The following is a 13511-nucleotide window of genomic DNA, read 5'->3' as shown; positions in this document are numbered from 1 at the left end:
TCAATCCCTCAAGGTTGCCTGGAATCGCTCTTTTAATGCCGCAACGCATTTGGCAACGGTCGCGGCAATCTCCTCTTCTTCGAGTGTCCGGCTGGTATCCTGCAAAATCAGGCTAATCGCAAGGCTCTTTTCACCCTCGTTCACGCCCTTACCACGGTACACGTCAAACAAGTTTACGCCAACTACCTGATTTACGCCAACTTTCTTACACTCCGCAATGATATCTGCTGCAGGCACGTTTTCAGCCACGACAACGGCGATATCACGACGGTTTGCCGGGAAGCGGGAAATCTCGCGCGCATCAGGCAGGACGCGGTCTGCGACCTTATTCCAAAGCAGTTCAAACACTAAGGTGCGCCCGTTAAGATCCAGCTTACGTTCCAGCTCTGGATGAACCACCCCGATAAATCCGATTCGTTCGCCGCGTAAATAAATTGCGGCGCTTTGTCCTGGATGCAATGCCGGATTGGCTTCCGCACGGAAGGAAATCTCATCAAGTTTACCGGTCAAATCCAGCAGCGATTCTAAATCGCCTTTCAAATCATAGAAGTCAACCGTCTGACGCGCCAGATCCCAATGCTCTTCATAGCGATTACCGCTTAAAACGCCGGCCAGCATAAGATCCTGGCGGATACCCAGATCGGCCTGTGTATCAGGAACAAAGCGCAAACCGCTCTCAAACAGGCGTACGCGGCCCTGCTGACGGTTTTGGTTGTACACCACCGCACCCAGTAAACCGGTCCAGAGCGACAGGCGCATGGCCGACATATCGCTGGAGATCGGGCTTGGCAAAATCAGCGCCTCTTCGCCCGGATGCAGCAACTGCTGCAATTTTGGATCGACGAAGCTGTACGTAATCGCTTCCTGATAGCCCTTATCCACCAGCAGATTTTTCGCACGCTTCAGCGACAGATCGGCTTCACGATGTTGCGTCATGATCAGGCTGGCTTTCACCGGCACATCTGGAATGTTGTTGTAGCCGTAAACGCGCGCCACTTCTTCGACCAGATCTTCTTCGATGGCCATATCGAAACGCCAGCTTGGCGCCACGGCTTGCCACTCGCCTGCACCGACCGTCACTTCACAACCGAGACGCGTCAGGATGTCAGTAACCTGATCGTCAGCAATCACGTGACCAATCAGGCGATCAAGCTTTTCACGGCGCAACGTGATGGTGGCGCGTGGCGGCAGCGCGCTCGCGTCAGTTTGATCGATGACCGGGCCCGCTTCGCCGCCACAGATGTCGAGCAGCAGCTGCGTCGCGCGTTCAATCGCTTTGTGCTGCAGCGCCGGATCGACGCCACGCTCATAACGATGTGATGCGTCAGTATGCAAGCCTTGACGGCGTGCGCGGCCGGTAATCGCCAGCGGATCAAAGTAGGCGCATTCGAACAGCACGTTCTGCGTCTCTTCATTCACACCTGAATGCTCGCCACCAAAGATGCCGCCCATCGCCAGCGCTTTGTGGTGATCGGCAATCACCAGCGTGTCGCTGCTGAGTTTGGCTTCGGTACCATCCAGCAGCGTCAGGGCTTCGCCCTCTTCTGCCATACGCACCACGATACCGCCGTTGATGCGGTCGAGATCAAAGGCGTGCATCGGCTGGCCAAGCTCCAGCAGCACATAGTTGGTGATATCCACCACCGGATCGATTGAACGAATACCGCAGCGACGCAGCTTTTCTCGCATCCACAATGGCGTAGCGGCTTTGACGTTGATACCTTTCACCACGCGGCCCAGATAGCGCGGGCACGCGGCGGTGGCATCGACGCGAATCGGGAAAGTGTCGGTGATGGTGGCTTTTACCGGCTCAATGGCAGGCGCCGTCAGCGGCAAACCGTTCAGTACCGCTACATCACGCGCAACCCCGATGATGCCCAGGCAATCGGCGCGGTTTGGCGTGACGCTGATTTCAATGGTGTTGTCATCCAGCTGCAGATAGCTGCGGATGTCGGTACCAATGGGCGCATCGGCTGGCAGCTCGATAATGCCACTGTGATCGTCGGAAATACCCAGCTCAGAGAAGGAGCACAGCATGCCTTCAGAGGGTTCGCCACGCAGTTTTGCCGCTTTGATTTTGAAATCGCCCGGTAGCACAGCGCCAACGGTCGCCACTGCGACTTTCAGGCCCTGACGGCAGTTTGGCGCGCCGCAGACGATGTCCAACAGACGATCGCTACCGACGTTGATTTTGGTGACGCGCAGTTTGTCGGCGTTTGGATGCTGGCCGCACTCAACCACTTCACCTACTACAACACCGTTGAAAGCGCCGGCAACCGGATCTACGCCGTCTACTTCAAGGCCGGCCATGGTGATTTGCTCAGACAGCGCAGCGCTGTCAAGGGCTGGATTTACCCATTCGCGTAACCAGAGTTCACTGAATTTCATTGGATAACCTGCCCTTATTTAAATTGTTTGAGGAAACGTAAATCATTTTCGAAGAAGGCGCGCAGATCGGTCACGCCGTAGCGCAGCATGGTGAGACGCTCCATGCCCATGCCAAACGCAAAGCCTGAATAAATTTCCGGATCGATGCCAACATTGCGCAATACGTTCGGGTGCACCATGCCGCAACCCAGCACTTCCAGCCACTTGCCGTTTTTACCCATCACATCCACTTCTGCGGACGGTTCGGTGAACGGGAAGTAAGAAGGACGGAAGCGAATTTGCAGATTCTCTTCGAAGAAGTTGTTCAGGAAATCGTGCAGCGTGCCTTTCAGATTGGTAAAGCTGATGTCCTTATCGACAATTAAACCTTCCATCTGATGGAACATCGGCGTGTGCGTCTGATCGTAGTCGTTACGATAAACACGGCCTGGCGCGATGATGCGGATCGGCGGCTGCTGGTTTTTCATGGTGCGAATCTGCACGCCTGAGGTTTGGGTGCGCAGCAGACGCGTGGCATCGAACCAGAAGGTATCGTGATCGGCACGTGCCGGGTGATGGCCCGGAATGTTTAGCGCATCAAAGTTGTGGTAATCGTCTTCAATTTCCGGACCTGTCACTACCGCGAAACCCAGTTCGCCGAAGAAGGTTTCGATACGGTCGATCGTGCGGGTCACCGGATGCAAGCCGCCATTCTCAACGCGGCGGCCAGGCAGCGACACGTCGATGGTTTCCGCAGCCAGACGCGCATTCAGCTCGGCGTTTTCCAGCGTATCTTTGCGCGCGGTAAGGCGATCCTGCACTTGCTGTTTAGCATCGTTGATGACCGCACCCGCTGCCGGGCGCTCTTCTGCTGGCAGTTCACGCAGGGTGGTCATTTGCAGCGTCAGATGCCCTTTCTTACCCAGAAATTCGACGCGCACGGCGTCCAGAGCAGCGATATCCGCCGCCTCGTCGATGGCGGCCGTGGCACGAGCCACCAGGTCTGCGAGTTGGGACATGATTTCCTCTTCTTCCAGCCGGGCTGGTCAGTTCTCGTTGGGATCAGCTGATCCGATTAAGTGTCGCCAGAAACAAAAAAGCCTCCACGAGGGAGGCTTTTAGCGCGATTTTTCGTTTCTTTTCTTATGCGCAAAAGCCCCTGATGTTCAGGCGCTAAAGTAAAAAAAGAAACGGAAAATAGCAGCATTCATGCTTGCGTTACCTTGTCATATTTAGAAACCGCACTATTGAAATGCGCAGCGGCCAAAATGTCAATCTTTTGCGTGAGTTGCGGGTAATAAAAAAGGGAGCAAGCTCCCTTTTTCAACTGACTTACGCCAGAGCTGATTTTGCTTTTTCAACAAGTGCAGTAAATGTCACTTTGTCGAATACAGCGATGTCAGCCAGAATCTTACGGTCGATTTCAATAGAGGCTTTTTTCAGGCCATTGATGAAACGGCTGTAAGAGATACCGTTCTGACGAGCCGCAGCGTTGATACGCGCGATCCACAGTTGACGGAACTGACGCTTACGTTGACGACGGTCACGGTAAGCATACTGACCAGCTTTGATAACAGCCTGGAAGGCAACGCGGTATACACGTGAACGTGCACCATAGTAGCCTTTAGCTTGTTTTAAGATTTTCTTGTGACGTGCGCGAGCAATTACACCACGTTTAACGCGAGCCATGTGAGCTCTCCTATATCATATTCTGTGACGCCCTATTCCTTGCAAGCCAATGGCCAGTACGCAAAGTTTTCGGGCAAATTTATAAAAAACTTACTTATGCGTACGGCAGGCAGGCAATAACCAGACCCAGATCGCCTTTAGACACCATGCCTTTCGGACGCAGGTGACGTTTACGCTTAGTAGACTTTTTAGTCAGAATATGACGCAGGTTCGCGTGCTTACGCTTGAAGCCGCCAGAAGCGGTCTTCTTGAAGCGCTTAGCGGCGCCACGTACAGTTTTAATCTTTGGCATTTTTACAAATATCCACTTCGCATTGTTAATAAAATGAATCAGACAGGCGAATAAAAATCCGCACAACGCAAGCGATGCGCGGCTTCATTACTTGAAGGCCTACTGTTTCTTCTTAGGAGCGAGCACCATGATCATCTGACGACCTTCGATCTTCGAAGGGAAGGATTCGACAATCGCCAGATCCATGTCTTCACACAGATCTTTACGGACGCGGTTAAGCACTTCCATACCGATCTGCTGGTGCGCCATCTCACGACCGCGGAAACGCAGCGTGATTTTGGCTTTATCGCCCTCTTCCAGAAAGCGAATCAGGTTGCGTAGTTTGACCTGATAGTCGCCATCATCGGTACCAGGACGGAATTTGATTTCCTTAACCTGGATAACTTTCTGCTTCTTCTTCTGTTCCTTAGAAGACTTGCTTTTTTCATAAAGGAACTTGCCGTAATCCATGATACGGCAAACCGGCGGTTCGGCGTTCGGGCTGATTTCAACTAAATCTACGCCGGCTTCTTCAGCTTTCTCAATGGCTTCACGCAGGGTGACAATGCCAAGTTGCTCGCCGTCTACGCCAGATAAGCGCACTTCGGTAGCTCGGATTTCGCCGTTGATACGGTTCGGACGTGTTGGTTGTACTCGTTTTCCGCCTTTAATAACCTGTTTCCTCTAATTGGTGAAGATGTCGGCTGCGAATCTCTTGTTGCAGCTTCTCAACAAACACATCTACGTCCATGCTCCCAAGGTCTTTACCACGGCGGGTGCGCACGGCAACTTTGCCTGCTTCCACCTCTTTGTCACCGCAAACCAGCATATAAGGGACGCGACGTAATGTGTGCTCGCGGATTTTAAAGCCTATCTTCTCGTTTCTCAAGTCCGCTTTGACACGAATACCTGCATTCTGCAGTTTCTTTGTCAATTCGCTGACGTATTCTGACTGACTGTCGGTGATATTCATCACCACAGCTTGCACTGGTGCCAGCCAACTCGGGAAGAATCCAGCGAACTCTTCGGTCAGGATGCCTATAAAGCGCTCCATTGAACCGAGAATTGCGCGGTGAATCATCACCGGTGTCTGACGATCGTTGTTTTCACCGACAAAAGTCGCGTCCAGACGTTTCGGCAGGGAGAAGTCTAGCTGAACGGTACCACACTGCCAGGCGCGGTCGAGACAATCGTACAGGGTAAACTCAATTTTAGGGCCGTAGAAGGCACCTTCTCCCGGCTGATATTCGAATGGAATGTCATTCTCTTTCAGCGCTTCTGCCAAATCCACTTCCGCACGATCCCACATTTCGTCGGTACCGATACGTTTTTCCGGACGGGTCGACAGTTTCACCACGATTTTTTCAAAACCGAAGGTGCTGTACATGTCGTAGACCATGCGGATACAACTGTTCACTTCATCACGTACCTGATCTTCGGTACAGAAGACGTGAGCATCATCCTGGGTAAAGCCGCGTACGCGCATCAGACCATGCAAGGCACCTGATGGCTCGTTACGATGGCAGCTACCAAACTCCGCCATACGCAGCGGCAGGTCGCGGTAGGATTTCAGACCCTGATTAAAGATCTGAACGTGCCCTGGGCAGTTCATCGGCTTGATGCAATATTCACGGTTCTCTGAAGAGGTGGTGAACATTGCTTCTTTATAGTTCTCCCAGTGCCCGGTTTTTTCCCACAGCACGCGGTCCATCATGAACGGACCTTTCACTTCCTGGTAGTCGTACTCTTTCAGCTTGGTACGCACAAATACTTCCAGCTCGCGGAAGATGGTCCAGCCGTCATTGTGCCAGAACACCATGCCCGGAGCTTCTTCCTGCATGTGGTAGAGATCAAGCTGCTTACCGATCTTACGGTGATCGCGCTTCGCCGCTTCTTCCAGACGCTGCAAATAAGCAGCCAGCTGCTTTTTATCCGCCCAGGCCGTACCGTAAATACGCTGCAGCATTTTGTTGTCGCTGTTGCCGCGCCAGTAAGCCCCGGAGATTTTCTGCAGTTTGAAGTGATGGCAGAAACGCATATTCGGCACGTGCGGACCGCGGCACATGTCGATGTATTCTTCATGGTGATACAGGCCAGGACGATCGTCGTGGCTGATGTTCTCGTCAAGAATGGTGGTTTTGTAGCTTTCGCCACGCTCAGCAAACACGTCACGTGCTTCCTGCCAGCTCACCTTTTTCTTCACCACATCGTAGTTGCTTTCAGCCAGCTGGTGCATACGCTTTTCCAGCAGCTCAAGATCTTCCTGGGTTAAGGTATGTTCCAGGTCAACGTCATAGTAGAAACCGTTATCAATCACCGGGCCGATAGCCATTTTGGTGTTTGGCCACAGCTGCTTGATCGCATGCCCTAACAGGTGTGCGCAAGAGTGACGAATGATTTCTAAACCAGCGTCGTCTTTAGCGGTAATAATCGCGACCTGAGCGTCCTCGGTGATCGGATCAACCGCATCAACCAACTCGCCATTCACGCGGCCCGCGATACAGGCTTTCGCCAAACCCGGTCCAATATCCAACGCAATATCCATCACGCTGACCGGACGGTCAAAGCTGCGCTGGCTGCCATCAGGAAGAGTAATTACTGGCATTTCATATCCTTAATTGCAGTGGTAAGCCACACGAAAGCCTACATGCAAAATGAGTTTTGTAGTGTGTAACCCGGCGTGATGTCAGACCCACGTTGTCGGAATGACGCCAGGAATGTAAAGCGGCGATGATAATAGCAGCTTTCGCCGCCGATCAAAACCCGTGCGGAAATTCGCTAAGCTAAAGAGAAATAAAAAAAACCGCTGCGAGGCACAGGCCTGGCAGCGGTGATTCACATCCGTCTCGCTTACATTGAGTATGAGAGCTGGATTGTGGTTTTGGTATCGGTACGATCCGGCGCAGATTCTGGCGGATTGTTGTTCCAGGTCACGTTGTAGCCTAGTTTCAACGCGAAATGAGCATTGATGGCCACCTGCAGCGCGGTTTCTGAGTTCAACGTGGTGTCTTCACCGAAGCTGCTCAGCACAGAAACACCCTGGATAAATTTGGTGGTATCTGTCAGCTGCCATTGGTAGCTCACTGCACCATAACCTAATGCTTTGGTTTCATGGCCGCCTTCATGGAAATCGTCGTAACGCACACCCGGACCGAATTCAGCACGCAGCGAGTGAACCGGACCATTAAGGATCTGACGACCGTAACCGGCGGTTAGTACGTCGCGTGAGTCATAACCATTGAAGCGGTCGCTCAACCAGCTCGCCTGACCAAACAGGTAATCGGCGCTGTTGAGGTTATAACGGCTACGGCCACCGATGTTGTAGGTCTCAGATGAACGCTCATCGTTAGAGGAGTTGTTCGAAGCGTTACCCCACAGGCTCAGTGCGGTATTGGTTTGGTACCACGTCATATTGGTAGCCGCACTCAGCGAAGAACTGGTGGTGTTACCGGTTTGAGCCAGGTAACCCGCTGACGCACTGCCTTCAAACGGTTGTTTCGCCGTTGAAGGGTCATCCATGGAGGTGAAAACGGCGTTATCTGCAAATGCCTGGTGACAAAATGCTCCAGCAGAGAGCAATAAAACAGCGGACAGCTTGTTAAAGGCTTTCATTAAAAGTAACCCGTACGACAGTTTAAAAAACGAAGAGTCTGAAGCGTTTCTCCGGTCAATCAATGCAATTTACCGTAAGTTTTGTAAAAAAATATGTACCCGCAAAAAAAGCCAGGAAAGCCGCTGGACCGCTCTTTTAATGGGACTTTTCCCATTTTCGCTGCGCATTATAGGGGGCAATTACTTAAATAGCAGCTCAAAAACCAGAAGAATTTTCTGAACTTTTTTGACAGAGCTTTACCCGCCATTTCTGCTGATAAATCGCCTAAAATTCGCTCTATCTTGCCCGCTGGTCTACGCTGAAATCTGTTCGATAACAATGAGGTGAATAATGAGTGACCATGATGTCAAACGTTACATTGTCACGTTAAAGTATCAGGAAAATGGACTTGGCGACCTGCAGTCAGTGAATAGCGCCATGATCAATGGCGGATATAGCACCACCTTAAGTGATGATGAAGGTCATCCGCATGAGTTGGGCACCAATAGCTTTGGTATTGTCAGCGCGTTAGAGGAGCATGAAGTGGCGGAGCAGGCCGCGGGATACGCGCAAATCGCGCTCGGCCAAAAATCTGAAGTCACCGTCACCACGCTAGAGGCATTTTTGAAAGAACAATCCTGACGCAGTGCAAAAAACGGCATCGACGCCAGGTTTGCTCAGGTTTTGCGCGTTACAATCGAATTCACGCAGCGAACAAAGAGGATTACCCGATGTGGTCAGCCATTAGTCGTCTGTTAAGCGAGCACGCCGGTGAGGCTGAAATCACCGACCGTCAGGAACTTCCCGGTGGCGATGTCCATCCCGCCTGGCGTATCCGCTATGGCGAGTTAGATGTGTTCGTCAAATGTAACACCCGCGACATGCTCACCTTGTTTAGCTGGGAAGCCGATCAACTCGACCTGCTGGCGCGCACGCAAACCGTTCGCGTACCGAAGGTGTATGGCGTCGGTAATGATCGTGATACCAGCTTCCTGCTGCTGGAATATATTCCACCTCAACCTTTTACCGATCGGAGTGCCTTCCAACTCGGCCAGCAGTTAGCCCATCTGCACCAATGGAGCGAGCAGACGCAATTTGGTCTCGATTTCGATAACAACATCACCACTTCACCGCAGCCGAATAGTTGGTTACGCCGCTGGTCGGTATTCTTTGCTGAGCAGCGCATCGGCTGGCAGCTGCAACTGGCTGCGGAAAAAGGCGTGCACTATGGCGATACTGAGCTGATTGTCGATTGCGTGCAGCACACACTTGCCAACCACCATCCGCAACCCTCTTTGTTACACGGCGATTTGTGGCCCGCCAACTGCGCTGGCAGCGCAACCGGTCCGTGGCTGTTCGATCCCGCCTGCTATTGGGGCGACCGCGAATGCGATCTGGCGATGCTGAGCTACTACGCCGATTTACCGCGCCAGATTTATGATGGCTATCACGCGGTTTGGCCACTGGAAGACGGATTTTCGCAGCGTCAGCCGGTTTATCAGCTCTATTACCTGCTCAATCGCGCCAATGTGTTCGGCGGCAACTGGACCGGCGAAGCGCAGTTCGCCATCGGCCAGTTGTTAGATGAAGACGTGTTGGGAGAACGTCAGGCCAGACCGGCCTGACGCGTTACAGCATGCCGAGCAGCTTCAGTACAAAGTAGCCAGCGATAGCGATAATGATCGGCAGGATGTAGAGCGGAAAAATCTGCAAGAAAATGGTGTGACGTGGCATATGGATTTTCTCTTCCAGCTGCGCTCGCGTACGCCCTTCACTGCCTTTAGCCTGTTCCATGATCAACTGATCTTCAATGCCCTCTTTAATATGGCGCGACTGACGCCACATCCGTGCACCCGAAGCCTGCAGCGCAATCCCAACAAAAATCAGGATGTAGATCAGCCAAAAGCCGATATTCGCGCCGCCATTAAACTCCGGCACCGGCGAGTTCTGCCAAAATACATCAAGGAACGGCGTATTGAACTTCACCATGTCGACCATAACATGGACAAAATCGAGCATCACGGCATCGATGCCTGGCTGCTTTTCACTGTGCTTGAACATAAAGCCCAGCAGCGAAATAAGGGTGGATAACAATGCTGGTATAAAAATCACCCAGCCAGCCACTCGCTTAAGGATGGCGATGCGGCCAGCCTGTTGGTAAGTCATGGTGTCTCCCTGAACCGATATTAGTTTTGCCTAAGTCTACCTGCACTACTGCAATTTTTCCTGAAAAATGCGTGGCCTGCCGCAAGTCGGCTTTCTCCGGTACTCGTGCTAAGGTAAGCCAAATTTCCAAGGGAGCAGTTGTATGTCATATCGTCGTCCTGTATTGGCCGCCATCTTTGATATGGACGGATTGTTGATCGACTCAGAACCGCTGTGGGATCAGGCGGAATTGGATATCTTCGCCAGCCTTGGCGTTGATATCACCCGCCGTCACGAATTGCCCGATACGCTGGGTCTGCGCATCGATCAAACCGTGCGCATGTGGTTTGAAGCGCTGCCGTGGAACGGCCCGGATCAGCAGGAAGTGACCCAACGCATCATCGCCCGCGCGCTGGCGCTGGTGGAAGAGACGCGTCCACTGCTGCCTGGCGTGGAGCAGGCGCTGCAGCTGTGCCAGCAGCAAGGTTTAAAAATCGGCCTCGCCTCCGCCTCGCCGCTGCATATGCTGGAGCGCGTGCTGGAGATGTTTGACCTGCGCAAATACTTTGATGTGCTGGCGTCTGCGGAAGCGCTGCCGTACAGCAAACCGCACCCGCAGGTCTATCTCGACGCCGCAGCCAAACTGGGCATCGATCCGCTTAACTGCGTGACGCTGGAAGATTCCTTCAACGGCATGATTGCCACCAAAGCCGCACGCATGCGCTCGATTGTGGTGCCAGCGGCCGATCATCGTGATGATGCGCGTTGGGCGTTAGCCAATGTGATTATTGATGATTTAACCCAGCTCAAACCCGAGCATCTGCACGGTTAACCGCAGCCCGCTTATCGCGGGCTTTTTTGTGCAATTTGATCGCACACACAAATAAATAAAACATCGTTTCATTTTTATTGAATTCACTTCCCATCCTACTTAAGATGCCCAAAGACCCGCATCGGGACCACTTCCTTTGACTCTTAAGAGGCCTGAGATGGACATTCGTCAAAGCATTCATAGCGAACATGCCAAAACACTGGACACTGACGGCCTGCGCCGTGAGTTTCTGATCGACAAGATTTTCGACGCCGACAATTACACCCTCACATATAGCCATATCGATCGCATCATCATTGGCGGCGTAATGCCGGTGCAGAAATCCGTGACCATCGGCCATGAAGTGGGTAAGCAACTGGGCGTCAGTTACTTCCTCGAACGCCGCGAACTCGGTGTAATCAACATTGGCGGGCCGGGATTCATTGACGTGGATGGCAAAACCTGGGAAATCGGTAATCAGGAAGCGTTGTATGTCGGACAAGGCGCGCAGAGCGTAATTTTCCGTAGTAGCGATGCCAATCATCCAGCGAAGTTTTACTACAACAGCGCGCCGGCACACACTCATCATCCGGACAAAAAAATCACCCTCGCCGAGGCAGTGAAAGCCACGCTGGGTGACGCGGCCACCTCGAATCGCCGCACTATCAACAAATTCATCGTGCCCGACGTGTTGCCAACCTGCCAGTTAACCATGGGATTAACCCGCCTTGATGACGGCAACCTGTGGAACACCATGCCGTGTCACACTCATGAGCGTCGCATGGAGGTCTACTTCTACTTCGATATGGCCGACGACAGCGCCCTGTTCCACATGATGGGCCAGCCGCAGGAGACGCGTCATCTCTTAGTTCACAACGAGCAGGCGGTAATTTCACCGAGCTGGTCGATTCACGCGGGCGTGGGAACGCAACGCTATACCTTTATCTGGGGCATGGTGGGCGAAAACCAGGTATTCGATGACATGGACCACGTCGCCATCAGCGCGCTGCGCTAACAAGGAGCGGATCATGATACTCAACGCATTTAATCTTGCAGGCAAAGTCGCACTGGTCACCGGCTGCAATACCGGTTTGGGACAAGGTATGGCGCTGGGTCTGGCGCAGGCAGGATGTGACATAATTGGTGTCAATCGCGCCGGGCCGGATGACACGCAGGCCAAAGTTGAGGCGTTAGGCCGCCGTTTTTGGTCGATTCAGGCCGATCTGACCAAACCGTCCGTTGTGCCGCACATTGTTGAACAGGCGGTGGCGCAGGCCGGTCGCATCGACATTCTGGTGAATAACGCCGGCATCATTCGCCGCGAGGATGCACTCAACTTCAGTGAACAGGATTGGGATGATGTAATGAACATCAACAGCAAAAGCCTGTTCTTCCTGTCGCAGCAGGTCGCGCGTCAGTTTATCGCGCAAGGCAACGGTGGCAAGATCATCAATATCGCCTCGATGCTGTCGTTCCAGGGCGGCATTCGCGTGCCTTCTTATACCGCATCAAAAAGCGCGGTGATGGGGTTAACCCGTCTGATGGCCAACGAATGGGCCAAGCACGGCATCAACGTCAACGCCATTGCACCAGGCTACATGGCCACCAATAACACCGAACAGCTGCGCAGCGATGAGTTACGCAACGAGGAAATTTTAGGCCGCATTCCATCGGGTCGCTGGGGCATCCCGGATGACATGATGGGCCCGATTGTGTTCCTCGCCTCTAGCGCCTCCGATTATGTGCAAGGTTATACATTGGCCGTCGATGGCGGATGGTTAGCGCGCTAAGCTAACCCGTTATTTTCCCGCGTCATTGTGACGCGGGAAAGTGAAAAATATTAACGCTTCGTTACAGCGTCACCATTCTCATTCACTGGATAAATCCCTATACTGGATGCATCGACAGTTTTATGCAGCCAGGTTTCATCATGACGGCCGAAGGCCATATCATTTTTGCCATTGCCAGCGCCATTTTTGCCAAGCGCGCGGAGCTGACGCCAGTCCTGGCCAGCGCCGATTGGTGGCATTTAGTGCCTGCTGCGCTGTTAACCTGCCTGCTGCCCGATATCGATCACCCTAAATCCGTGTTAGGCCAGCGATTAAAGTGGCTATCGCATCCCATCGCCCGCGCCTTTGGTCATCGCGGTTTTACCCACAGTTTGCTGGCGGTAGCGGTGGGCTTGTGGCTATTTCAGCTCAATGTGCCCGCCGACTGGTTTCTGCCCGCCGATGTGCTGCAAGGTATGACGCTCGGCTATCTCAGCCATATTGTCGCCGATATGCTAACGCCCGCTGGCGTGCCTTTACTGTGGCCTTGCCGCTGGCGCTTCCGTTTGCCCATCCTGAATAGCCAGAAAGGGAACCAGCTGGAGCGCGCACTTTGTCTGGCGCTAGTCGGTTATGCGTTATGGTTCCCGCCCGGCATGCCCTCTTTTGGTGCCAACGGCTGGCCGGAACAATTGTTCAATACGCTACAAAATGGCGTCGGTCGGTTGGTTAGTGGCCAAAGTGGTCAATAAGAAGTCAAATCAAGCGATAAAGTTATAAAACATTCTTTTTGGGTATAAGCCCGCCTCACGCTGAACTGATAACATTCTAAATATTCCCTAACGGGGACTTACTGTTTTACGTGCC

Annotated in this window: 15 protein-coding genes and 1 other annotated feature; of the genes, 6 read left to right on the top strand and 9 right to left on the bottom strand. The window is 52.8% G+C overall.

Annotation, left to right across the window (positions count from 1 at the left end; genetic code table 11):
* The 8 genes from pheT to NQH49_RS08480 form a co-directional block, all read right to left on the bottom strand.
* Positions 1-2388, bottom strand: a complete 2388-nt coding sequence (gene pheT / locus NQH49_RS08515) for a phenylalanine--tRNA ligase subunit beta (RefSeq protein WP_256696315.1) — start codon at positions 2386-2388, stop codon at positions 1-3.
* 14 nt (positions 2389-2402) lie between these two features.
* Positions 2403-3386, bottom strand: a complete 984-nt coding sequence (gene pheS / locus NQH49_RS08510) for a phenylalanine--tRNA ligase subunit alpha (protein ID WP_256696314.1) — start codon at positions 3384-3386, stop codon at positions 2403-2405.
* Between the two features lie 71 nt (positions 3387-3457).
* Positions 3458-3583: a sequence feature (Phe leader region), on the bottom strand.
* Positions 3534-3578: a pheST operon leader peptide PheM gene (gene pheM, locus NQH49_RS08505; RefSeq protein ID WP_106120997.1), complete on the bottom strand. Its 45-nt coding sequence runs from the start codon at positions 3576-3578 to the stop codon at positions 3534-3536. (Overlaps the previous feature by 45 nt.)
* A 116-nt stretch (positions 3584-3699) precedes the next feature.
* A complete protein-coding gene (rplT, locus tag NQH49_RS08500; protein WP_007892678.1) occupies positions 3700-4056 on the bottom strand; it encodes a 50S ribosomal protein L20 in 357 nt (118 codons plus the stop codon).
* Between the two features lie 94 nt (positions 4057-4150).
* On the bottom strand, positions 4151-4348 hold the full coding sequence (rpmI, locus tag NQH49_RS08495) for a 50S ribosomal protein L35 (protein ID WP_004157374.1): 198 nt from the start codon (positions 4346-4348) through the stop codon (positions 4151-4153).
* A 99-nt stretch (positions 4349-4447) separates the two neighbouring features.
* Positions 4448-4999 (bottom strand): translation initiation factor IF-3, encoded by a 552-nt coding sequence (gene infC, locus NQH49_RS08490; protein ID WP_036647992.1) that lies wholly within the window; start codon positions 4997-4999, stop codon positions 4448-4450.
* Positions 4995-6932 (bottom strand): threonine--tRNA ligase, encoded by a 1938-nt coding sequence (gene thrS / locus NQH49_RS08485; RefSeq protein ID WP_007892653.1) that lies wholly within the window; start codon positions 6930-6932, stop codon positions 4995-4997. The genes infC and thrS overlap by 5 nt, the downstream gene beginning before the upstream one ends.
* Positions 6933-7177: 245 nt before the next feature.
* Complete coding sequence (locus tag NQH49_RS08480; protein ID WP_256696313.1) at positions 7178-7939, bottom strand: DUF481 domain-containing protein; 762 nt, start codon at positions 7937-7939, stop codon at positions 7178-7180.
* 331 nt (positions 7940-8270) lie between these two features.
* On the opposite strand from NQH49_RS08480, the gene ghoS reads away from it, so the two are divergent.
* Together ghoS and NQH49_RS08470 are read left to right on the top strand one after the other, a co-directional pair.
* Entirely contained in the window at positions 8271-8561 is a 291-nt protein-coding gene (gene ghoS, locus NQH49_RS08475; RefSeq protein WP_256696312.1) for a type V toxin-antitoxin system endoribonuclease antitoxin GhoS, read from the top strand.
* Positions 8562-8650: 89 nt separating this feature from the next.
* Positions 8651-9544 carry a fructosamine kinase family protein gene (locus NQH49_RS08470; RefSeq protein WP_256696311.1) on the top strand — a complete coding sequence of 298 codons (894 nt, stop codon included), beginning with the start codon at positions 8651-8653 and terminating at the stop codon, positions 9542-9544.
* A 4-nt stretch (positions 9545-9548) separates the two neighbouring features.
* Here NQH49_RS08470 and NQH49_RS08465 read toward each other — a convergent pair whose 3' ends face one another.
* Positions 9549-10085: a YniB family protein gene (locus NQH49_RS08465; RefSeq protein ID WP_256696310.1), complete on the bottom strand. Its 537-nt coding sequence runs from the start codon at positions 10083-10085 to the stop codon at positions 9549-9551.
* A gap of 142 nt (positions 10086-10227) precedes the next feature.
* Between NQH49_RS08465 and hxpB the strand changes: the two genes are divergently transcribed.
* The 4 genes from hxpB to NQH49_RS08445 all read left to right on the top strand — a co-directional run bounded on the left by hxpB (position 10228) and on the right by NQH49_RS08445 (position 13396).
* Positions 10228-10896 (top strand): hexitol phosphatase HxpB, encoded by a 669-nt coding sequence (gene hxpB, locus NQH49_RS08460; RefSeq protein ID WP_256696309.1) that lies wholly within the window; start codon positions 10228-10230, stop codon positions 10894-10896.
* Between the two features lie 157 nt (positions 10897-11053).
* Positions 11054-11890, top strand: coding sequence for a 5-dehydro-4-deoxy-D-glucuronate isomerase (gene kduI, locus NQH49_RS08455; RefSeq protein WP_256696308.1), 837 nt, complete (start codon positions 11054-11056; stop codon positions 11888-11890).
* A gap of 13 nt (positions 11891-11903) precedes the next feature.
* Complete coding sequence (gene kduD / locus NQH49_RS08450; protein ID WP_256696307.1) at positions 11904-12665, top strand: 2-dehydro-3-deoxy-D-gluconate 5-dehydrogenase KduD; 762 nt, start codon at positions 11904-11906, stop codon at positions 12663-12665.
* A gap of 140 nt (positions 12666-12805) precedes the next feature.
* Positions 12806-13396 (top strand): metal-dependent hydrolase, encoded by a 591-nt coding sequence (locus tag NQH49_RS08445; RefSeq protein ID WP_256696306.1) that lies wholly within the window; start codon positions 12806-12808, stop codon positions 13394-13396.
* The last annotated feature ends 115 nt before the right edge of the window (positions 13397-13511 follow it).

The sequence above is a fragment of the Pantoea trifolii genome (assembly GCF_024506435.1).
GTDB lineage: Bacteria > Pseudomonadota > Gammaproteobacteria > Enterobacterales > Enterobacteriaceae > Pantoea > Pantoea trifolii.
This window is presented reverse-complemented; position numbering and strand designations above follow the sequence as displayed.